Source organism: Anaerofilum hominis, from assembly GCF_014287275.1.
In the GTDB taxonomy this organism is placed as follows: domain Bacteria; phylum Bacillota; class Clostridia; order Oscillospirales; family Ruminococcaceae; genus Pygmaiobacter; species Pygmaiobacter hominis.
Genome location: NZ_JACONZ010000002.1, coordinates 433049 through 453484 on the forward strand (window position 1 = coordinate 433049; position 20436 = coordinate 453484).

The following is a 20436-nucleotide window of genomic DNA, read 5'->3' on the forward strand; positions in this document are numbered from 1 at the left end:
ATGCAGAAATGAACGGACCCCATCACAGAAACAGGAGGAAAGAAAATGAAAAAGCTATTAGCACTGATCCTGGCGGGCGCGATGGCGCTCTCGATGGCCGCCTGCGGCGGCTCGGATCCCAGCTCGGGCACGGCTGCTTCGGGCAGCGCGTCGGTAACAGTATCCAGCGGGGGAGAGACTTATTCCGCCGAAAAATTTTTCGATATGGCTGCTGACGAGATTGTCACCTGGACACCGGTCAACGAGGTGACCAAAAAAGTCGGGCTGATCGTTCCCGATACGACCAGCGAGTTTTATAACGGCATCATCAAGGACGCGAAAGCGATCTTTGAGGAGGCGGGTTATGAGTTTGTCTCCGACGGCGTTAACAAGGATGCCACCCGCGGCGTGACTGCGATCGAGAGCTGGATCGCCGGCGGTATCGACGCGATCATCATCATGGCTCAGGATCAGACCTGCGACCTGGCTCTGAAAAAGGCAATGGAGCAGGGGATTTTGGTGGTATCCGCCTCTGCAAAAATCCAGTATTATCATCACTGGCTCATGCAGGACAACTTTGACGTGGGCTACCAGACGGCTGTTATGGCGGCTGATTGGATGAAAGAACATGGCTATGAAGACGGTCAGTATATCTGTGTCTCCAACAATACCACCGAGGCGACGGCAGACAAATCCAAAGGCGTGGTAGACGGTATGGCAGAACTGCTGCCGAACGGTGAATGCGTGGGCGAGGTCGTGCTCGTCAGCCCCGATCAGGTGCGTGCTGATCTGGATACCCTGCTGATGCAGTATCCCGACGTACATTGCATCGTAGCGATGCACAATGCGTTTTCTCTCATCGGCCTGGAAGCGGCAAAAGCGGCAGGCAAAGCCGTTAAAGACGAGTTCGCGGTGTTTGGTTCGGCTCTTTCCGAACAGGTCCTCAGCGAACTGAATAAAGAAGACAGCATTTATGAGGGCGAGATCTGGATGGGAGATCAGGGCCGCAACCTGGCTGAGCATACTCTGGGCCTGTTGGAGGGAAAAAGCTACCCTCACGACTGGGCCGCGCTCAACTTCCCCATCACCCGGGAGAATTTGTCCACCTACTATGACGATTACTATGCGGAGCTGAACGCTCAGGAGTGAGCGGCAGACAATACTGAAGACGCGAGACAGAGGGAAAGCGGATATATCCGCTTTCCCTCTGTAAAAATAGGAGGCTCATTGTGACAGACAAGACGATACTGAAGATCGAGGGACTCTCCAAGTATTATCCGGGTGTCAAGGCCATCGATCATCTGTCGATGGAGTTCAGAGAAGGAGAGGTCCATGCGCTGCTGGGTGAAAACGGCGCAGGCAAGTCCACCCTGATCAAATGCATCGCAGGCGCCATCCACCCGGATGAGGGGATCATAGAGATCAGTGGAGAAAAATTTACCTCCCTGACGCCCCAACAGGCAAAAGAAAAAGGGGTCCAGGTCATCTATCAGGAATTTAATCTGGTGCCGCAGATGTCCTGTGCAGAGAATGTTTATCTGAATGAGCGCACCAGCGGCTTGATCGTGAATACCAAGGAGCGCTCTCAAAAAGCAAAAAAGATATTTGAGGACCTTGGAGTGGATGTGGACCCTGACAGGGAAGTGGGAAGCTATACGCCCGCGTATATGCAGATCGTCGAGATCGCCAAAGCGGTGAGCCGCAACGTGCGCATCCTGATCATGGATGAGCCCACGGCACCGCTGACTGTCAACGAGGTCGGGCTGCTGTTCCGCATCGTAAAACAGCTCAAAGAGCAGGGCGTCACGATTATTTATATCTCACATCGCATTGAAGAGTTGTTTGAGATCGGTGACCGGGTATCTGTCATGCGGGACGGCCAGTACGTAAAAACGTTGAATATAGGCGAGACAAACCGCAAGGAATTGGTGGATCTGATGGTGGGCCGGGAACTCACTGAAAGCTATCCCAGCCGCAAAGTGGACCTGGGGGAAGAGGTCCTTAGAGTCGAGAAGTTCACCGGTAATGGGGTCGAAGATATCAATTTCACTCTGCACAAAGGCGAGATATTGGGATTCGGCGGCCTGGTGGGTGCCGGCCGCACCGAACTGATGAATGTCATCTACGGGGCAAATAAGCTTGAGAGCGGCCAACTTTACCTGGAAGGGAAGCCTGTCCGCATCAAAGACACGGCCGACGCTCTGGCCCGAGGGATCGGCATGATCCCCGAAGATCGCAAGCGTACCGGCGTTTTTCTGCGCATGAGCATACGCTGGAACACCGTGATCTCCGCAATTAAACGCATCAGCCGGTTCGGGATCGTAAATCGGAAAAAAGAGCAGGAAATTGCAGATTATTACATTGAACGTCTGCGTATCCGCACCCCGTCCCCGGATCAGCTGGCGGGCAATCTGTCCGGCGGCAACCAGCAAAAGGTGGTGCTGGCGAAAACGATGGCGGCGAACACGCGCGTCATTATTTTTGACGAACCCACCAGAGGCGTGGATGTGGGGGCGAAACAGGAGATTTACCAATTGATGAACCAGCTGGTAGAAGAGGGGCACTCCATCCTGATGGTCTCCTCTGATATGCCGGAACTGCTTGGTATGTCCGACCGGATCGTGGTGATCTGCGAGGGCAGGCAGGCCGGCATTGTGCCCAAAGAAGAGTTCAGCCAGGCGCATATCCTGGATCTTGCGTCCGGTACCAATTAGAATGGAGTGAAATATCATGGGCGATAAATTTTGGAAATTTTATAGAAAATTTGGCTCTTATATTATTCTCGCAGCAGTTTTTCTATTCTTTGCACTCACACAAAAGGCCTTTTTGAAGCCGGCGAACCTGATGAACGTACTTCAGCAGGTGGCCATCTATGGGATCGTGGCGACTGGCGTCACATTTGTCATGATCTCCGGCGGTACGGATCTGTCCGTAGGCGGGCAGGTAGCCTGTAACGGTCTGCTGATGGCGGCTATGATGGTTTACTGGCATATCCCTGTGCCGGTGGCGATCCTGTTGGGGATCGTGGCCGGCATCGTCCTGGGCTGCATCAATGGGGCCATCGCGGCGGTGCTTCGTGTAACACCCTTTGTCATTACTTTGTGTACGATGCTGATCTTAAACGGAGTAGCTCTGGTGGTGACAAACGGATACCCTATCTATGATATGCCGGAAAGTTTCCTCTGGTTTGGCCAGGGGTGGATCGGGCCGATTCCGGTCTCGGTCATTGTTTTGGCGTTCGTCTGCCTGATAGGCTGGTTCGTGCTCTCAAAAACTTATTTTGGTCGCAATGTCTATGCCCTTGGGGGGAACCAGGAAGCCGCCCGCCTGGCGGGCATCAACATCGTTAAGATGCGCATTATGGTCTATGGCCTCTGCGGGCTGTTCACAAGCATCGGCACCGTCGTCATGCTGGCGCGTACCAACAGCGCTACGGCAACCAGCGGAGGCAATTACCAGTTTGACTGCATGACCGCGATTTGTCTTGGCGGTATTACGTTTGGCGGCGGTAATGGAAATATGATCAATACTTTTATCGGCGTACTGATCATTGGCATCCTGGCGAATGGACTGATCCTGATGGGGGTCAATTCGAATATGCAGCAGGTCATCAAAGGCTTTTTGCTGTTGTTTGCCATCGCGATGGACGCCATACAAAAGCGCCGCGCGGCGGGCGATTAAGAGAAAGGACGAGCAATGAGGGAAAACGGGCTGTTTTCCAGTCTGAAACTGGGAGACGGGGTATATCATACGCTGATGCCGGGTAAGACGCCGGGGCCGGGGCGGGTCTACAGTTCCTTGATCGTGGGCAGTAAACGGGCGCTTTTGATCGACACAGGGTACGGCATTGGAGATTACCGCACCTATATAGAATCTCTTACCGACCGGCCTGTAACGGTGGTCAATACACACGGGCACATCGACCACGCCAGCGGGAACTGCCAGTTTGGCAAAGTATGGCTGAACCGAGAGGATTGGGAACTGGCAAATTGGCACACCTCGCTGGAAATGCGGCGCAGCAGCGAGGGCAGCGCTGACTTTTGTGAACTTTTGCGAGATGGCCCCTGGGAAAAGCTGCCTTTGGAAGAAGGCGCGGTATTTGATCTGGGAGACCGGACAGTCACGGCGCATTGCTGTGCGGGACACACCCGCGGCAGTATGTCTTTTTTGGACAGCAAGACGAGGTTCCTTTTCACAGGGGATAACATCACCCGCCGGGTGCTGTTGCTGGACTCCATCCACAGCACTACACTGCCCGAATTTTATCAGACCTTGCTGGACACTGAAAAGCTGGATTTTGAAAAAATTGTGGCGGCCCATGTACCTTACCTGATTCCGCGCAGCTGGCTGGGTAAGGTGAAAACGATAGTGAAAGCATTTGACCCCGCAAAGGGCAAACCGCCGATCTGTTTTTCCCTGCGTCTGCCGGGTATCCATCCGCTGGAATATACCGTGGGACGGGATTTTGACGATCCGGAATACTGCGGTTTTGTTTTTGACGCAGAGCATCTCGAGGAATTTCTGGGTAAGAAAAACTTTTCTGATCCTTTGTAAACCGTAAAAAGGAGTTTAATATGGCGCTATTTGATATCAAATTGTTTTCTACGTCCCTTTTGACCAACACCGATGTACGGGTAGTGGTGCCTACCCCCGACGAACCGTTCCAGCCGGACGATACCCCGTATTACCGCCCTGATAAGCGTTACCAGATACTTTATCTGCTGCACGGGGCGCATGGAGACTGCACGGTCTGGACGCGCAACACGGGCATTGAGCGGTATGCGCAGGAATACAAGTTAATGGTGGTAAGCGCTTCGGTCACGAACAGCTGTTATGTGGATATGGCACACGGAGGCAGATTTTTGACTTATATGACAAAAGAACTGCCTGCCTTTATCAACGCCATGTTTCCTGTAAGTACCCGCAGAGAAGATACTTTTATCGCGGGTATGTCGATGGGAGGATACGGCGCGTTTCGCGTGGGTCTTGAGGCCCCGGAGCGGTTTTCCTGCGTCGCCAGTCTGTCTGGGGCGATCGATATGACCTCTGTATATCAAAAAGGAATCGAGGGAGCGCCGAATTCTATCCGCATGGAAGATGTGTTTGGGGAAGGAACCATTGCCGGAACAAAGAATGACAACCTGTGGCGCATCAGCGAACTGAAAAAGCAGGGAGCCCAATTACCGCGTTTTTACCAGTGCTGCGGAACAGAAGATTTTCTTTATGGCCAGAACCAAAAGGTGCGCAGAGAACTGGAAAAGCTGGGCGTTGATCTGACCTACGACGAGGGGCCCGGCATTCATAACTGGGATTATTGGGATCCACAGATCCGAAAAGTCCTTCAGTGGCTTCCTCTGGCAGGTACCCTGGTGGATGCTTGAAAACAAAAACGGAAAACGAGCGGATCACAGTAAAATGGTCCGCTCGTTTTTTATGCGCTGTTTTACAGCAGCTTCACGCTGGCTTCGGTGCTGGACAGGATGATCTGGGTGCTGGTCTGCCCGATTTTTTGGAAGCGGTTGATCAGGCGTTCCAGCGAGTCCATGTCCCGGGTGGCGACGCTGAGGATATAGCTGTAGTCCCCGGTAACATGATGGCACTGGAGCACGGAAGGCTGCTGGGCCACCATGTGAAGAAAATCCTCCCGCGCGGCGGGCGGCACCGAGAGGCTGATCAGGGCGCGGATGCTGCGCCCCGCCCTGGCCAGGTCGATGACGGTGGTATACCCCTGGATAATGCCCTCCTGCTCCAGACGGCGGATGCGCTGGGACACGGCCGGCGGGGTCAGCGCCACCTGCGCGGCGATCTCTTTGACGCTCATGCGGGCGTTTTGCTCCAACAGGGCCAAAATCTGCTTGTCCAGCATGTCCACGGCGACATTCCTCCCTCAAAAATTTTTGCAAAATAAAGTCGGCGAGCGGATAAAAAAGAAAATATTTTTAAAACAAAAACAAAAACGATTTCTTATTAATTATATTAAATAAAAAACAAAATGTAAAGCACGAAAAGAAAAGCCAAACAGAAAAAAGACTTGACTTTTAGCTGTTTTTGGATATGATTAAAGCGTAGCAGATAGATCACACAATCTATTGATACTTTCCCACCCCTCTATAAAAAAGAAAGACAGCCGCCATTCCCGGGCGGCTGTCTTTCTTTTTCAAAACAGGGCTGCGGATCACACAGGGGGCCCGGACTTTCGGCTGCAGGCGCTGATCGGCCCGCCCAGCGCCCAAAAAAGACGGCGGAGGGACCCGTTTTGCCGCAGACAAAAAGCCGGAGGACGGCGACCCCTGCCGCCGCCTCCGGCTTATCACAGCGCTGCCGGGCCGGTTTCAGCCCTGATAGCCCACGGCGTCGGCAAGCGCCCTGTCGATGACGACGGTGGCGTTGGGGTGGAGCTTGAGCAAAGTGCTGGGGTTGCTGGTGGTGACCGCGTCCTCCATCACCAGCCCGCGGATCGCCTCCACCTTGGAAGCGCCCGTGGCCAGCAGCACCACGGACTTTGCGGCCATGATCCCCGCCATCCCCATCGTGATGGCCTTGGTGGGCACATCTTCGGGGCGGTCGAAAAAGCGGCTGTTGGCCTGGATGGTGCTGGGGGTCAGATCTTCCAGGTGAGAGGGGGCGATAAGGCGGTCGGGATTGGCCTCGTTGAACGCGATGTGCCCGTTTGCGCCGATGCCCAGCAGCTGCAGGTCAGGCGCGCCGCCCTCCAGCACTGCGGCGTCCAGCGCCCGGCAGTTCGCCTGCGGGTCGCCCAGGCCGCTGGCCACATATGTATTTTCTTTTTTGATGTTGATGTGGTCAAAGAGGTTGGTATCCATGAAATAGCGGTAGCTCTGGTCGTTGTCGGGCTGAAGTCCCCAGTATTCGTCCAGATTGACGGTGCGCACGGCGGAAAAATCTGCCCGCCCCTCTTTGCAGGCCTCGATCAGGGCGCGGTAGACCGGCACAGGGGTCCCCCCGGTGGCAAGGCCGAGCTTTGCGTCGGGTTTCGCGGCGATCAGCGCGCAGATCTGGTCAGCCACCCACGCGGCGGAGGCCTCATAACTTTCGGTGACGATTACATTCATGCTGCTCCTACACTCCTTTAAGCCCCGCGGAGAGGGCCATATTCACTTTAAAATATTGTACCGTATTTTGAGAAAAGTTCACAGGGGGAAAAGAGAACATTTTTGTCGCCTGGACGGGCAGAGGAACAAAAAAAGAAAAAACCGCCCCCAGCTTGTCCTTTTTTGGAGAAGAAAGGGGCGCAGGGGCGTCCGGGCGGTTATCTTCTGTTCAGCAGCCGTGCGGCGCGGGCGACCTCCCGCTCCGGGATGCGGCTGCGGAAAGCGGCCATGCTGCGCGTGGAGAAAGGGGGCGTTTCGGAAAACACGGGCAGCCCGATAAAGTACTGCAGATACGGGCTTTCGCGGATCAGCTCCACGGTTTGGCGGTCGGAGACACCCAGCGCGCGCTTGATGACCAGGCTGCCGAAAGCGCAGCGCACCGGGATAGCCTGCTTGCCACCCCGCCGGAAATGGGCGGCGTACTGCTCTTCCAGCGCGCGCCAGTCGATGCGGGCGGCAAGGCGCACCCAGCGGTTGTCGGGCCGCACCGCATCCCCCAGCGGGGACACGACGTCGTAGACTGAAAGCTGGTCCAGGGAATGCTGATACATTTTGCCCACACCTTCCGCTGCTTATTTTAACGGATGTTCTCTTCGCCGCCGTGCCAGACAGCAGCAAAAGGGCCGGCCGGGGCCCTGGACAGCTGCTGCGGCAGCTTCTCCAGGGGATGATCCGGCAAAAAGACGGCGCCGCAGCATTTCAAGCGCATTTTCGGCGTGCACGGATAATTGCCGTCTCAATGGCTTTGCCCCGCCGCCGCGGTGCAGCCGGGCGGGTGGCTCCCCGCACGGCCTCCGCTTCGCTGCGGTCGCTTTTATTATAGCATAAAAAGGTGGCGAAAACCACTTGTCCTTCTGCAAAAGACAAACTTTCCGCAGGGGAAAGGTCTGTGCTATAATGGGCGGGAACAGGCTCACGCAAGAGGCGTTCCCCGGCGGCGAGAGCCGGCTGCGGGAAGAAAGAGGGAGTGTTTTATGAGTTTAAAAGCGGTGCACCACGTGGCGATCCTGGTGAAAGATTATCAGAAGAGCCGTCATTTTTATGTGGACCTGCTGGGATTTGCGGTGATACGGGAGAATTACCGCCCCCAGCGCGGCGACTGGAAGCTGGACCTTGTCGTGGGGGAACTGGAACTGGAGATCTTCAGCGCCCCGCAGGCGCCGGCCCGCCCCACCCGGCCGGAGGCGCTGGGGCTGCGTCATCTCGCTTTCCGGGTGGAAAGCGTGGAGCAGGAAGCAGCCGCCCTGAATGCCATGGGGATCGCCACCGAGCCGGTGCGGATCGACGAGTTTTCCGGCAAGCCCTTTACCTTTTTCTTCGACCCGGACGGCCTGCCGCTGGAACTGCATGAGTGAACGGAAAGGAGCAGCGCCGCGCGGTCTGCGGCGTATCGCGGCAACGTGCCGCGGGGCTGCGCGTTTTCCGGCCGGCGATTTGTGCGGCAGCGGACGGCAAAAAATCTTCCAACAAAAACAGCGGCAGACCGCGCAGGGCCTGCCGCTGTCTTTGTTTTATCGGCGAAAAAGGCTTTCCGTCTTGCCGGGCCGGATGAAAGCGTTTTCGCATCCTATATCGAACGAGGAGGGGAACACAGAGATAAACCTGCCGCGGCCAAAGGCTTTGCCCCGCACCGAAAGCGCCTGTCTGCGGGCAGGCGGTCTCCTCCTGCCGGATGTCATCAAAAGGAAAAAACAGGGATAGGGAGAAACCGGATCCGGACAAGGAAACAAGAGTCGAGCCATACGATTTTGGCGCAGCACAGGTTCAAACATGCGGGGTGATCCATACAGGATCGCGTTTTTGGTTTTCGCCTACGCTGCATCCAAAATCGTGGGGTTCGACCGCCCAGCGCCGCAAAGCCGGCGGCCCGGCGTTTTCTGCTGCTCCCTAAAAAGAGAGAGTACGCGTCCCGCAGCCCGGGGCTGCGCGCATACTCTCCGCAATCGTTTTTGACCTGTCCGCGTCCCGGCGCGAGGCTGGCCCAGGGGACGCAAGATCGGTCATTCCAGATTCTCCAGATAACGCCGGGGCCCCAGCTCATACAGGTTGTTGCCCAGTGTGTCGATGACCACGGTCAGCGGCAGCCGCTCCACCGTCAGCCGGCGCACCGCTTCGGTGCCCAGATCCTCATAGGCGATGATTTCGGCGGTTTTGATCGAGCGGCCGATCAGCGCGCCGGTGCCGCCCACCGCGCCGAAATAGACCGCGTGATGGCGGCGCATGGCCTCGACGACGTCCGGGCCGCGCAGCCCTTTGCCCACCATGCCGCGCAGGCCCTGCTCGAGGAGCGCCGGGGAATAGGTGTCCATGCGGTAGCTGGTGGTGGGCCCGGCGCTGCCGATGACATGGCCGGGCCGGGCGGGGGTCGGCCCCACGTAGTAGATGACGGCGTCCCGGAGATCAAAGGGCAGGGGCGCCCCTGTTTCCAGCGCCTGACAGAGGCGGGCGTGGGCGGCGTCCCGGGCGGTATAGAGGGTGCCGGTGAACAGCACGCTGTCGCCGGCCCGCAGGCGGTCGGCCTGTTCCCGGGTGAAAGGGGTGGTGATCTCAGTCATGGCGCGCGCCTCCTCTACAGCACCCGCCGTGCATGGCGGGTGACATGACAGTTGATGTTCACCGCCACGGGCAGGGCGGTGATGTGGGTGGGCATGGTCTCAATGGCGACTGAAAGCGCCGTCGTGCGGCCGCCGAACCCCTGCGGGCCGATGCCCAGGGCGTTGATCCCGTCCAGCAGTTCTTCTTCCATCGCCGCCCACACCGGGTCGGGATGATGCTGTCCCAGCGGGCGCAGCAGGGCGCGTTTGGCGCACAGGGCGACCTTGTCAAAGCTGCCGCCCACCCCCACCCCGACCACGATGGGCGGGCAGGGGTTCGGCCCGGCGGCCCTGACGGTGTCCAGCACGAACCGGCGCACGCCTGCCGCGCCGTCGCTGGGGCGCAGCATTTTCAGCGCCCCCATGTTTTCGCTGCCGAACCCCTTGGGGGCCACTGTGATCTCGCAGTCCTCGCCGGGCGCAAGCTCCACGGTGAGCAGGGCCGGCATGTTGTCGCCGGTGTTGACGCGCTGCAGCGGATCGCGCACCGCGCTGGCGCGCAGGTATCCGTCCCGGTAGCCCTGCCGCACCCCCTCGTCCACGGCCGCCCTCAGGTCGCCGCTGATGTGTACGTCCTGCCCCAGGCGGATGAAAACGCAGGCCAGCCCGGTGTCCTGACAAAGGGGATAATCTCCGCCTGCGGCGGCCTGGACATTGTCCAGGATATTGCCCAGGATCTCTTTTGCCACCGGCCAGCTCTCCCGCTCGCGGCAGGCGCGGATGCAGGCGGTCACATCCGGCGGCAGCTGGTAGTTGGCTTCGATGCACAGCTCCCGCACGGCGCTGGTGATCTGTTCCGCGCGCAGTTCTTTCAATATCATCGCTTCCCTTCGCCGGCGCGGCGGCTGCCCGCCCGCCGGAGCTGTTCTCTTGCTTTTACGGACATGCTAACACATTCGCGCGCAAAGCTCAAGGGCTGCCGGTAATGCGCGCTTCCCCCTCCGGCGGGCAAGAGCGCCGGTACAGAAGTTCGCGCCCGCGCTTGCCCGCGCGGCGGAGGGCGCCGACCTTTTCCAGCGTGTAGACCGCGCGGCGGCAGAGCGTTTCGCTGCGCCGTGCAGCCGCGCGCAGCTCCCGCAGGGTAAACGGGTCCGGCAGGCCTGCGGGCAGCAGGGCGGCGTAGGCCGCCGGCCCGCGCACCTCCTGTTCGGCGCGCAGAGAAAGGGGCTGCAGCTCGGCCCGGGTCGAGCCGCGCTTGCCGCTTTTGTCCCAGCCGTCCCGCATGCGGTATTCGTCCGCGTCAAAAAGCAGCAGATGCAGCGTCAGGTTGGGGTGGGCCAGCACCGGGGCGATGCGCATCAGCTCATAAAACGCGTCGATGGGGGCGCCGTGCTTGGGGGAGGGGCGGCGCGCGGAGATCTCGCCGGTGGCGGGGTCGACCCAGCTGATCCATTTTCGCGCCGGCAGCGGGCACACCACCCGCACTGGCCCCAGGGGCAGAAAGGCGTCCAGCTTTTTGCGCAGCGCGCCATAGTTGCGGGTTTGCACTTCGGTGACGCCTTCCTCGTTCAGGATATCGGCGACGTACCCGGCAAAGGGCCGCTCCCGGCATGCCGCCCGGGGTTCAAAATACGTTTTCAGCACCCGGTGCAGCCGCTTTTCTCCCAGCGTGCCGATCCCGCCGTCCGCCGCCTGCTCCTGCAGACAGAGCGCGTCGAACCGCTCCTTGTCCATCCGGCCGCCCCCTTCCTTTTCGTCCTATTTTATAGAAGCGAAGAGAAAAAATCAAACGGGGCCCGCGCGGCGCAGCGGCCGCGGCAAAGGCGCAAAAAGGAGTAAAGATCCTGAAACAACGAGAAAAGAAAGAATAGTTCATTAAAGATGATCGCCTGGGTGCCGGCCGGACAGAATCGGTTGACACAGGTCATAAAAGCCTTTATATTTTATAATGGAATATTAGGTTTAGTGACTGCTTGTCCGGACGGGGAGGGCGCCATGCAGGCGGAGAAAAAGACGATCCTGAAAACGATCCTTGCCACGGCGCTTGCGGCCGCCCTGGTGATGGCGCTGGGCTGCGGATATCTGTTTTCTGTTTTAAAGGATCAGGAGGAACAGTCCGAGCGCTATCTTCTGGAGGTGGCGCGCCAGAGCGCCGCAGTGATCGAAAAGCAGATCGAGGGCGATTTCAACGCGCTGGAGGCGGCGGCCCGGGCCATCGGCGAGAGCGGGGAAACGTTCGAGACGCTGCTGCCCAGGCTGTTCCGCGAAAATTTGAACAACCATTTCCGCCGCATGGCCATGATCGCGCCGGACGGCACGGTCTATGCCGTCAGCTACGAGGCCGTTTCCGCCGCTGAGCGCAACGTGCGGGACGAGCCCTTTTTCCGCCATGCCATGGACGGAGAGCGATATCTGGACGACACCCGTTCCGACCCTTTGGCGGACAGCGGATACATCAATACCTATGCGGTGCCCATCTACCGGCAGGCGGACCCGGCGGGCGCGCCCATCGGGGTGCTGACCGCTGTGTTTGACAACGAACTTTTCCGGGACGCGCTGGGGGGCTCCTCCTTTGACGGCAGCGGGTTTGCCCACATCCTGAAAGCGGACGGCACCTTTTTGATGCACAGCGCCAACGAGAACGCCGACCAGGAGATCCTCAACGCCTTTGAGGACGAGGCCAATTTTGAGAGCCCAAAAGAGATGCGCCTGGTGCAGGACCGCATGGCGGCGGGGGAGAGCGGCACTTTTGCCCACAGGACCCCCACCGGGCTGGAGGTGCTGGTGACCTACACGCCGGTAGGGGTCCAGGACTGGTATCTGTTCAGCGTGGTGCCGCAGGCGGTCGTCGAGAGGCAGGCCCGGCAGTTTACCCGCACCACGGTGGAGCTGCTGCTGGTGCTTTCGCTGCTGTTTGCCTCTGCGCTGGGGTTTGTGCTGCGGGTGCGGCAGAAGAGCCGCCAGGAGGCCCAGCGGCTGGCGTATGTGGACCCGGTCACCGACCTGTACAATAAAAACCGCTTCCGGATGGAGGCGACCCGCCGGCTGGAGCGTCAGGCGGGGCCGCCGATGGCGGTGATGATCTTCAACCTGAGCGGTTTTAGGACCGTCAATGAGCTGTTCGGCTTTGCCGAGGGCGACCGGCTGCTGGCGGCCGTGGGGCGCATGCTGCAGAAAGAACTGGGCGAGGGCGACCTCTATGCGCGGGGGGAAGCGGACAATTTTTATCTGCTCACCGGGCGGTACAGCCCCCAGGGGCTGCGCGGGCTGGGAGAAAAGCTCGCCGCCCGCCTTGAGCGGGAGATCCCGCAGCAGGGGCGGCAGTTTGTGCTCTCGGTGCACTGCGGCGTCTATCTGCTCACCGCGGAGGACGCAAAGGTGAGGGAGATCAGCGTGCTGCTGGACCGCGCTAAAACAGCCCTGGACGCCGGCCGGGGCGGACAGGAGCGGGTCAGCTTTTACAATGTGTCCCTGCACGAGCGGGAACAGCTGCGCCGGGCGGTGGAGGCGAACCTGGACGCGGCGCTCGCGGCCCACGAGTTCGTGGTCTATCTGCAGCCCCAGTTTTCCGCCGCGGGCGGCGGGGTGACCGGTGCGGAGGCGCTGGTGCGCTGGGACGACCCGCGCCGCGGACTGCTGTCGCCGGGGGATTTCATCCCGGTGCTGGAAGAGAACGGCTCGATCACCGAGCTGGACTTTTATGTGCTGGAGGAGGTCTGCCTCTTTTTGCGGGAGTGGCTGGACGCGGGCTTTGACCCTGTGCCCGTCTCGGTGAACCAGTCGCGCCTGCACCTGTACCGGGCCGATTACCTGCAGCGGCTGCTGGGCACGGTCCGCCGCTATGGCGTGCCGCCGCGGATGATCGTGCTCGAGATCACCGAGAGCGCGGCGCTGGACAACGCCGGGGCGCTGGTAGAGGTGACACGGGAGCTGCACGACGCGGGCTTCCGGGTCTCAATGGACGATTTTGGCTCGGGGTATTCCTCGCTGAACCTGCTGGACAGTATCCCCTTTGACGAGCTGAAGCTGGACAAGCGGTTCTTTGACGACTTTGCCAGCCGCTCCCGCGGGCGCGCCATCGTCGCCAGCGTCCTTTCCATGGCAAAAGAGCTGGGCATCAGCACCGTGGCGGAGGGCATCGAGCGGAAAGAGCAGCTGGAATGGCTGCGCCGCGAGGGCTGCGACGCCATCCAGGGCTTTTATCTGGCAAGACCCATGCCCAGGGCGGCGTTTGAGCGGCTGGTTTTCGGCGCTGAGAGCAGCGATCGGATAAAACGGGTGAGGGGATCTTTGACCTGAATCCTGCAATCTGCTGTAGTCTTATGCCGATTCAGCAAAAAGTTTGGGCAAAACTGCGGCTTGTGTTTCCCGCCGGGATGGCCTAAAATTAGATTGTGAACAAAAGGTGAAAATCTTTTGCAGGATATTGCCTCAAAAAAATTGAATAAGCCAATATAATATGGATAATACGGGTCCAGAGTTTCTACCGCGCCGCCGTAAATGGCGCGACTATTGGAAAAAACAGAACGGGACGTGCGCGAGCTGCGGCCCTTTCCTTTGTGTTTTGTTTTTTTCTGAGAGAAGCTCAGGGCGGCCGGTGATCCGGCCGCTTTTTGTTTTGGGCACAGGGGCCATACGGGGGCTGCGCCCCCTTTGGAAATATGGACGCGGGGCAACGCGCACCAAAAAATGGAGGAGTTTGTTTCATGGAGAAAATGTTCAAGCTGAAGGAGCATGGCACCACAGTCGGCAAAGAGGTCGCGGGCGGCTTTACGACCTTTTTTGCCATGGCGTACATCATCTTCGTCAACCCGAATTTTCTGTCCCAGACGGGCATGGATTTCAACGCGGTGATGCTTGCCACCTGCATTTCGGCGGCCGTCGGCACGGCGGTGACGGCGCTGCTGGCCAACGTGCCGTTTGCCCAGGCCCCCGGCATGGGCCTCAACGCCTTTTTCACCTTTACCGTCTGCTTTGGCATGGGGTATACCTGGCAGCAGGCGCTGGCCATCGTCTTTATCTCCGGCCTGCTCTTCCTGGCCATCACGGTCTCCCCGCTGCGCAAGCAGGTGATCGACGCCATCCCCGCCCCGCTCAAAAACGCCATCAGCGCCGGTATCGGCCTGTTCATCGCCCTGGTGGGCCTGCTCAACGCCGGCATCGTGGTGGCTGACGGCAACCTGCTGGATCTGGGCAACATCACCTCCGGCGCGCCTCTGCTGGCCCTGATCGGCCTGCTCGTCACCGGCATCCTGATGGCCTGCGGCGTCAAGGCGGCCATGCTCATCGGCATTCTGGTCACCACCGTCATCGGTATCCCCATGGGCCTGACCACCCTGCCCGGCGAGATCACCCTGTCCGGCGTTTCGCTGGCCCCCACCTTTATGCAGATGGATTTCGGCGGCCTGCTGAGCATGGGCGTGCTGCCGCTGATCACCGCCATCGTCACTTTCACCATCTGCGACATGTTCGACACCGTGGGCACCCTGATCGGCACCGCTGGCAACGCGGGCATGCTGAATGAAAAGGGCGAGCTGCCCCACGGCGACCGCGCCCTGATCGCCGACGCCGTCGCCACTTGCGCGGGCGCCTGCCTGGGCACCTCCACCGTCACGACTTTCGTCGAGTCCTCCACCGGCATCAGCGAGGGCGCCCGCACCGGTTTCTCCAGCCTGGTGGTCAGCCTCTGCTTCCTCGCCTCCTGCGTGCTGGCCCCTGTGGCCGGCATCATCCCCGGCGCAGCTACCGCCCCGGCCCTCATCATCGTGGGCATCTTGATGCTCAAGTCGGCCGCGCGCATCGACTGGAGCGATTTTGAGATCGCCATGCCCTGCTTTTTGACCATCGCCATGATGCCCTTTGCCTATTCCATCACCGACGGCATCGGCTTTGGGTTCATCAGCTGGGTGGTCATCAAGGTCTTCCGCGGCAAATTCAAGGAAGTGCCGGTGCTGATGTACATCCTCTCGCTGCTTTTTGTGCTGATGTACATCCTCTCCAACCTGTAAAACGGCTGGGGCGTGATAAAGGGATTCTCCGGGACAACAGCCCCGGCGAAGCTGACGGGGGGCGGAAAATTTCCGCCCCCCTGTTTTTGTAAAATGAAGCTCTGTTCACAAAAAATTAATAAAGTTATCGTAAAATGTCAATTTGAGGCGATTATGGGTCCCGCCTCGTATTAATGGAAAACAAGCGGCGCGGCGGGGGCCCGCAGCGCGCGGGAAGGGAAAAAGCCTATGATGAAAAAGCCGACCCTGCGGGAGGTCTTTACCATCCCCAATCTTCTCAGCTATTTCAGGCTGCTGCTGATCCCGCTCTTTGTGTGGCTTTATCTGCGGGCGCAGAGCACCCGCGACTTTGCGCTGGCCGCGGTGGTGATCGGCGTTTCGGGCTTTACCGATCTGTTCGACGGGCGGCTGGCGCGCCGCCTGAACCAGATCACCGAGCTGGGCATCCTGCTGGACCCGGTGGCGGACAAGCTCACCGAGGGCGCGGTCATCTTTTGTCTTGCCACCCGCTACCGCTGGGTGGTGGCGCTGGTGGTCGTCTATCTGCTGAAAGAGGGGTTCATGACCGTGGCGGGCCTGGTGATGCTGCGGCGGGGCAAAAAGCTGGACGGTGCGAAGTGGTTTGGCAAGGTGTGCACATTTGTGTTTTATCTGGTGGTTTTCACGCTCATTCTCTGGGTGGAGATCCCGCTGGGCCTGGCAAACGCCCTGATCGCGCTGTGCACCGGGATGATGCTGTTTACCTTTGTCATGTACGCGCGGGTATATTTTTATATGGGACATGAAAAAGATTACTGAAACAGGCTGTTTTGTGCGCCGGAACGTGGTACAATAGCATCGGAACACAGCGCCGCCCTGTGCTGCGGCGGCGGGAGTGAAAGGAGTACAAAAGGTATGCTGGAAAAACTGGTCGAGACACTGAAAATCAAAAACAAACGCCTGATCTACACAGAGGGCTGCGACCCCCGCATTCTGGAGGCCGCCAGCCGCCTGCACCGGGAAGGGCTGCTGACCCCTGTGCTGGTGGGGGAGCCGGAGGCGGTGCGGGCCGCGGCGGAAAACGCCGGCTTTGACATCGAGGGCATTGAGATCGTCGACCCGATGCACTATGACGGTTTCGAAGCCATGGTGGACAAGATGACCGAGCTGCGCAAAGGCAAGATGACCGCTGACGAGTGCGCGGCGGCGCTGAAAAAGGCCAATTATTTCGGCACCATGTATGTAAAGCTGGGGCTGGCCGACGGCCTGCTGGGCGGGGCGACCTATTCCACCGCCGACACCGTGCGCCCGGCCCTGCAGATCGTCAAGACCCGTCCCGGCAGCAAGATCGTCTCCAGCTGCTTCATCATGGACCGCACCGGCGCGGACGGCAAACCGGAGCGCTACGCCATGGCTGACTGCGCCATCAACCTGCACCCCAGCGCGGAAGAGCTGGTGGAGATCGCCGTCGAGACCGCCAAGACCGCCAGCTTTTTCGGCATCGACCCCAAGGTGGCGCTGCTGTCTTACAGCACGCTGGGCTCCGGCAAGGGCGAGGATGTGGACAAGGTGCGCGCCGCCGCCGCCCTGCTGAAAGATATGGATCTGCCTTTCCCTGTGGAGGGCGAACTGCAGTTCGACGCGGCCTTTGCGCCGGAGGTGGGCAAGCTGAAAGCGCCCGGCTCCCGGGTGGCGGGCGAGGCGAACGTCTTTGTATTCCCGGATATCAACGCGGGCAACATCGGCTACAAGATCGCCCAGCGGCTGGGCGGGTTTGAGGCCGTGGGTCCCATCCTGCAGGGCCTGGCCGCCAATATCAACGATCTCTCCCGCGGGTGCAGCGCCGAAGAGGTCTACAAGATGTCCATCATCACTGCCGGCATGGAATAAGCTGGGCGGTGAATATAGAAAAACAGGGTGCGGCCCCGGCGGGGCTGCACCCTGTTTTTCTATGTTGATGCGGGGGAGCACAGCAGAAAGAGACGGTCCTCCCCGGTTTGCAGCCGCCGCCGGGACACAGGCGGATGCAAACGCCCGGTCTCGCAAAGCCGGCCTTGCCCGGATCTGAAACGGCATATTTTGAGAGGCGTGCCCCGCCCAAAAGCGGAGAAGCGGGGAGGGGAGAAACAGCCGGCGGCTGTTTTCTTTGCTGTGTAAAATTGCGGTGTAAAAGAGGAGATGCCCTTTTTGGGGAGCGTCTCCCGCCGCGGGAGCGCGGGCGCAAAGAGAGGGGGAGCCGCCTTTGCCCGCCCGCAGCCGCAGGCGTCTTCCGCGCGGGCGTGCGGGCCCAAAGCCAGACGATGCTTTTTCCGATCGGCTTTGCGCGCCGTCTCCCGCGCGGATGCGCGGGGCCAAAGGGCGGGGCCGGGACAGCGGTCCCTGTCACGGCTGCTGTTTGCGCAGCAGGACAAAGCCCTCCCACGGCCGCAGGGTGAGGACGCCCTCTTCATCCAGCTGCGGCGCGCCGCAGTTGGACAGCAGCAGCTCGCCTCCGGCAAAGCCCTGGGGCAGCGGGAAGTGCCGCTCCTCGCCGGAAAAATTGTTTACTGAAAGCAGCGCCTCTTCCTCCGCCGTGCGGGTGTAGACAAACAGGTCCGGATCCTCCGGCACGAGAAAGTCCGTGCGTCCCCACAAGACCGAGGGGCGGCCCTTGCGCACGCGGATGAGGGTGCGGTAGAAATTCAGCACCGAGTCGGGATCGTTTTCCTCCGCGGCGGCATTGATCTGGGCGGCGTCGGCGCAGGGGTCCATCCAGGGCGTGCCGGCGGTGAACCCTGCGGCCGGGCCGTCATTCCAGGAGAACGGTGCGCGGCCGCAGTCGCGCGAGCGGGCGTTCAGCAGTTCCAGCCAGTGCTGCTCGCTCTCGCCCCGGGCAAGCCCTGCCCGCAGCGCGTCCAGCGCCTCCACGTCTTTAAACTGGGATAAGGACGTATAGTGCGGGTTGGTCATGCCCAGCTCTTCCCCCTGGTAGAGATAGGGAGTGCCCTGCAAAAAGTACATGGCGTTTGCCAGCATCTTTGCGGAACGGGCCCGGTATCGGCCCTCGTCGCCAAAGCGGCTCACCGCCCGGGGCTGGTCGTGGTTGCCCAAAAACAGCGCCAGCCAGCCGTGCCCGTGCAGCACCTGCTGCCAGTGGGCCAGGGCCTGCTTGAAGCGGGGCAGGTCCAGCGGCAGGGGAGAAAATTTGTCAAAGCCCTGCTGGTCCACGTTCAGCACGTCGAACAGGTAGAGCATATCCAGTTCGCCGCGGGCGGGGTCGGCATAGCCGCGGGCGGTCTCGTCGTCGAGATACGCCACCTCGGCCACAGTGGAAAGGCCGCGCGGCCCCATCACCCGGCTGCGCAGGGTGCGGAAATGCTCGTGCACCCTGGGCTTGTTGGCGTAGTGTGCAGTGGCAAAGCCGTAAGGGGAACCGGGCAGCGGCTCCACGTCGGGGTAGCCGGGTTCCTTGTACAGGTAGTTGATGGCGTCCAGCCGGTAGCCGTCCACCCCCTTGTCGGCCCAGAATTCCAGGATGGAAAGGACCTCTTCCACCACCTGCGGGTTTTCCCAGTTCAGGTCGGGCTGTTTTTTGGCGAACAGGTGCAGGTAATATTCGTCCAGCGCGGGCACATACTCCCAGGCGCTGCCGCCGAAGATGCTGGCCCAGTTGCTGGGTTCCCGCCCGTCTTTGCCGGGGCGGAAGGTGTAGTAATCGTGATAAGGGCTGTTTTTGTCCGCCAGCGCCGCCTGGAACCAGGGGTGCTCGTCAGAGGTGTGGTTGCCCACAAAGTCCATGACGAATTTCATGCCGCGGGCATGGACGCCCGCCACCAGGGCCTCAAAATCCTCCATGGTGCCGAAAGCCGGGTCGACGGCGCGGTAGTCGGCGATGTCGTAGCCGCCGTCCGCCCAGGGGCTGACAAAAAATGGGCAGCTCCAGACCACATCCACCCCCAGCGAGGCGATATAGTCCAGCTTTTCCGTGATGCCGCGCAGGTCTCCCACCCCGTCGCCGTTGGCGTCGTAAAAGCTGCGCGGATAGACCTGGTAAACCACCGCGTCCTGCCACCATTTCGGTTGCCGCATCGTTTGCATCTCTCCTTTTTATGGACCTTTTCCGGCGCCCCGGCGGGCCGCGCAGCGGCGGGACCGTTTTCCGGCGGCCGGGGACCGTTTTCCTTTTGACTATTTTACCACAGGCAGAGGCGTTTTTCCACGCCCGTGTCCTGCCGGGGCGCCCGTCTAAGCGGCGCACAGTCTCCCTCCGTGCAGACCGAGAGGGAGAGATACCATATGCCGGACGACAACCTTGCCGGTGCCCCTGGGGGAGAGGGGGGGCGCCTCAGGCCCGGACGATGCTGCGGAGGCACACAAAAAGAAGAGGCCGGAAATCTCGCCGCCGGTCCCGGACGGGAAAAGCACAGCGGCACACGGATGGGACACAAGCGCCGGTAGCGCCAATGGCCGCACCGGCAGAGCGCGGGGAAACACAGGGACGGCGCAGAAAGCTACCGAGACGACGCGGGAAACCGCCGGGGCGGCGCGGGACAGCACCACGACGGAATCGGAAACCGCCGTGAGGGAGCAGAAAAAACGCCGGGCAACGCAGGAAAACAGGGGCAAAAGCCCGGCAGAGATCCTCAGTAGAGAAACAAGTTCGCCCGAAAAAACAAACGCGCCGCTCGAAAGAGCGGCGCGCTTGGAAACAGGGACGCCCGGTAAGCCGGCGAAATGCAAAAGAGGCCGCCGCCCGCGAGGACATCTGGGTTGAAAGCAGGCCGCCCCGTTGCCGGCGGGCGCAGCAGACAAAAAATCCCCCGCCCATCTTAAAACGGGCGGGGG

Annotated in this window: 17 protein-coding genes and 1 riboswitch; of the genes, 10 read left to right on the top strand and 7 right to left on the bottom strand. The window is 60.2% G+C overall.

What is annotated here, in order from left to right:
- The first annotated feature begins 45 nt into the window (after positions 1–45).
- The 5 genes from H8S23_RS07050 (at position 46) to H8S23_RS07070 (ending at position 5360) form a co-directional block, all read left to right on the top strand.
- Entirely contained in the window at positions 46–1128 is a 1083-nt protein-coding gene (locus H8S23_RS07050; RefSeq protein ID WP_186887624.1) for a sugar ABC transporter substrate-binding protein, read from the top strand.
- Positions 1129–1208: 80 nt separating this feature from the next.
- Positions 1209–2693 (top strand): ATP-binding cassette domain-containing protein, encoded by a 1485-nt coding sequence (locus tag H8S23_RS07055; RefSeq protein ID WP_186887625.1) that lies wholly within the window; start codon positions 1209–1211, stop codon positions 2691–2693.
- 16 nt (positions 2694–2709) lie between these two features.
- On the top strand, positions 2710–3660 hold the full coding sequence (locus H8S23_RS07060; RefSeq protein ID WP_186887626.1) for an ABC transporter permease: 951 nt from the start codon (positions 2710–2712) through the stop codon (positions 3658–3660).
- A gap of 15 nt (positions 3661–3675) precedes the next feature.
- Positions 3676–4533, top strand: coding sequence for an MBL fold metallo-hydrolase (locus H8S23_RS07065; protein ID WP_186887627.1), 858 nt, complete (start codon positions 3676–3678; stop codon positions 4531–4533).
- 20 nt (positions 4534–4553) lie between these two features.
- The gene (locus tag H8S23_RS07070; protein ID WP_186887628.1) at positions 4554–5360 is read left to right on the top strand and encodes an alpha/beta hydrolase; all 807 of its coding nucleotides are present in this window, start codon (positions 4554–4556) and stop codon (positions 5358–5360) included.
- A 62-nt stretch (positions 5361–5422) separates the two neighbouring features.
- On the opposite strand, the gene H8S23_RS07075 is transcribed toward H8S23_RS07070, so the two are convergent.
- The 3 genes from H8S23_RS07075 to H8S23_RS07085 all read right to left on the bottom strand — a co-directional run bounded on the left by H8S23_RS07075 (position 5423) and on the right by H8S23_RS07085 (position 7642).
- Positions 5423–5845 carry an Lrp/AsnC family transcriptional regulator gene (locus H8S23_RS07075; protein WP_207721126.1) on the bottom strand — a complete coding sequence of 141 codons (423 nt, stop codon included), beginning with the start codon at positions 5843–5845 and terminating at the stop codon, positions 5423–5425.
- Between the two features lie 466 nt (positions 5846–6311).
- Complete coding sequence (locus H8S23_RS07080; protein WP_186887630.1) at positions 6312–7052, bottom strand: glucosamine-6-phosphate deaminase; 741 nt, start codon at positions 7050–7052, stop codon at positions 6312–6314.
- 197 nt (positions 7053–7249) lie between these two features.
- A complete protein-coding gene (locus tag H8S23_RS07085; protein WP_186887631.1) occupies positions 7250–7642 on the bottom strand; it encodes a transposase in 393 nt (130 codons plus the stop codon).
- 423 nt (positions 7643–8065) lie between these two features.
- On the opposite strand from H8S23_RS07085, the gene gloA2 reads away from it, so the two are divergent.
- Complete coding sequence (gloA2, locus tag H8S23_RS07090) at positions 8066–8446, top strand: SMU1112c/YaeR family gloxylase I-like metalloprotein (protein ID WP_186887632.1); 381 nt, start codon at positions 8066–8068, stop codon at positions 8444–8446.
- 645 nt (positions 8447–9091) lie between these two features.
- Here the strand turns inward: gloA2 and H8S23_RS07095 are convergent.
- From H8S23_RS07095 to H8S23_RS07105, 3 genes are all read right to left on the bottom strand, one after another.
- Complete coding sequence (locus H8S23_RS07095; protein WP_186887633.1) at positions 9092–9646, bottom strand: Fe-S-containing hydro-lyase; 555 nt, start codon at positions 9644–9646, stop codon at positions 9092–9094.
- Positions 9647–9660: 14 nt separating this feature from the next.
- Complete coding sequence (locus H8S23_RS07100; RefSeq protein ID WP_186887634.1) at positions 9661–10500, bottom strand: fumarate hydratase; 840 nt, start codon at positions 10498–10500, stop codon at positions 9661–9663.
- A 94-nt stretch (positions 10501–10594) separates the two neighbouring features.
- Positions 10595–11359, bottom strand: a complete 765-nt coding sequence (locus H8S23_RS07105; protein WP_186887635.1) for a DUF8091 domain-containing protein — start codon at positions 11357–11359, stop codon at positions 10595–10597.
- Between the two features lie 261 nt (positions 11360–11620).
- Here H8S23_RS07105 and H8S23_RS07110 point away from each other — a divergent pair, with 261 nt between their 5' ends.
- The 4 genes from H8S23_RS07110 (at position 11621) to pta (ending at position 17502) form a co-directional block, all read left to right on the top strand.
- Complete coding sequence (locus H8S23_RS07110; protein WP_186887636.1) at positions 11621–13924, top strand: putative bifunctional diguanylate cyclase/phosphodiesterase; 2304 nt, start codon at positions 11621–11623, stop codon at positions 13922–13924.
- Positions 13925–14055: 131 nt separating this feature from the next.
- Positions 14056–14157, top strand: a riboswitch (purine riboswitch).
- Positions 14158–14331: 174 nt separating this feature from the next.
- Positions 14332–15633 carry an NCS2 family permease gene (locus tag H8S23_RS07115; RefSeq protein ID WP_243165914.1) on the top strand — a complete coding sequence of 434 codons (1302 nt, stop codon included), beginning with the start codon at positions 14332–14334 and terminating at the stop codon, positions 15631–15633.
- A gap of 228 nt (positions 15634–15861) precedes the next feature.
- The gene (locus H8S23_RS07120; RefSeq protein WP_341479901.1) at positions 15862–16431 is read left to right on the top strand and encodes a CDP-alcohol phosphatidyltransferase family protein; all 570 of its coding nucleotides are present in this window, start codon (positions 15862–15864) and stop codon (positions 16429–16431) included.
- Positions 16432–16527: 96 nt separating this feature from the next.
- A complete protein-coding gene (gene pta, locus H8S23_RS07125; RefSeq protein WP_186887638.1) occupies positions 16528–17502 on the top strand; it encodes a phosphate acetyltransferase in 975 nt (324 codons plus the stop codon).
- A gap of 492 nt (positions 17503–17994) precedes the next feature.
- Here pta and H8S23_RS07130 read toward each other — a convergent pair whose 3' ends face one another.
- A complete protein-coding gene (locus tag H8S23_RS07130) occupies positions 17995–19680 on the bottom strand; it encodes a glycoside hydrolase family 13 protein (protein ID WP_186887639.1) in 1686 nt (561 codons plus the stop codon).
- Positions 19681–20436: the final 756 nt, after the last annotated feature.

What these genes read in the sequence shown, in the direction of transcription:
- H8S23_RS07050 (WP_186887624.1), top strand. Translation starts at nt 46, where the DNA reads ATGAAAAAGCTATTAGCACTGATCCTGGCGGGCGCGATGGCGCTCTCG.
- H8S23_RS07060 (WP_186887626.1), top strand. Translation starts at nt 2,710, where the DNA reads ATGGGCGATAAATTTTGGAAATTTTATAGAAAATTTGGCTCTTATATT.
- H8S23_RS07065 (WP_186887627.1), top strand. Translation starts at nt 3,676, where the DNA reads ATGAGGGAAAACGGGCTGTTTTCCAGTCTGAAACTGGGAGACGGGGTA.
- H8S23_RS07070 (WP_186887628.1), top strand. Translation starts at nt 4,554, where the DNA reads ATGGCGCTATTTGATATCAAATTGTTTTCTACGTCCCTTTTGACCAAC.
- H8S23_RS07075 (WP_207721126.1), bottom strand. Translation starts at nt 5,845, where the DNA reads ATGCTGGACAAGCAGATTTTGGCCCTGTTGGAGCAAAACGCCCGCATG.
- H8S23_RS07080 (WP_186887630.1), bottom strand. Translation starts at nt 7,052, where the DNA reads ATGAATGTAATCGTCACCGAAAGTTATGAGGCCTCCGCCGCGTGGGTG.
- H8S23_RS07085 (WP_186887631.1), bottom strand. Translation starts at nt 7,642, where the DNA reads ATGTATCAGCATTCCCTGGACCAGCTTTCAGTCTACGACGTCGTGTCC.
- gloA2 (WP_186887632.1), top strand. Translation starts at nt 8,066, where the DNA reads ATGAGTTTAAAAGCGGTGCACCACGTGGCGATCCTGGTGAAAGATTAT.
- H8S23_RS07095 (WP_186887633.1), bottom strand. Translation starts at nt 9,646, where the DNA reads ATGACTGAGATCACCACCCCTTTCACCCGGGAACAGGCCGACCGCCTG.
- H8S23_RS07105 (WP_186887635.1), bottom strand. Translation starts at nt 11,359, where the DNA reads ATGGACAAGGAGCGGTTCGACGCGCTCTGTCTGCAGGAGCAGGCGGCG.
- H8S23_RS07110 (WP_186887636.1), top strand. Translation starts at nt 11,621, where the DNA reads ATGCAGGCGGAGAAAAAGACGATCCTGAAAACGATCCTTGCCACGGCG.
- H8S23_RS07115 (WP_243165914.1), top strand. Translation starts at nt 14,332, where the DNA reads ATGGAGAAAATGTTCAAGCTGAAGGAGCATGGCACCACAGTCGGCAAA.
- H8S23_RS07120 (WP_341479901.1), top strand. Translation starts at nt 15,862, where the DNA reads ATGATGAAAAAGCCGACCCTGCGGGAGGTCTTTACCATCCCCAATCTT.
- pta (WP_186887638.1), top strand. Translation starts at nt 16,528, where the DNA reads ATGCTGGAAAAACTGGTCGAGACACTGAAAATCAAAAACAAACGCCTG.
- H8S23_RS07130 (WP_186887639.1), bottom strand. Translation starts at nt 19,680, where the DNA reads ATGCGGCAACCGAAATGGTGGCAGGACGCGGTGGTTTACCAGGTCTAT.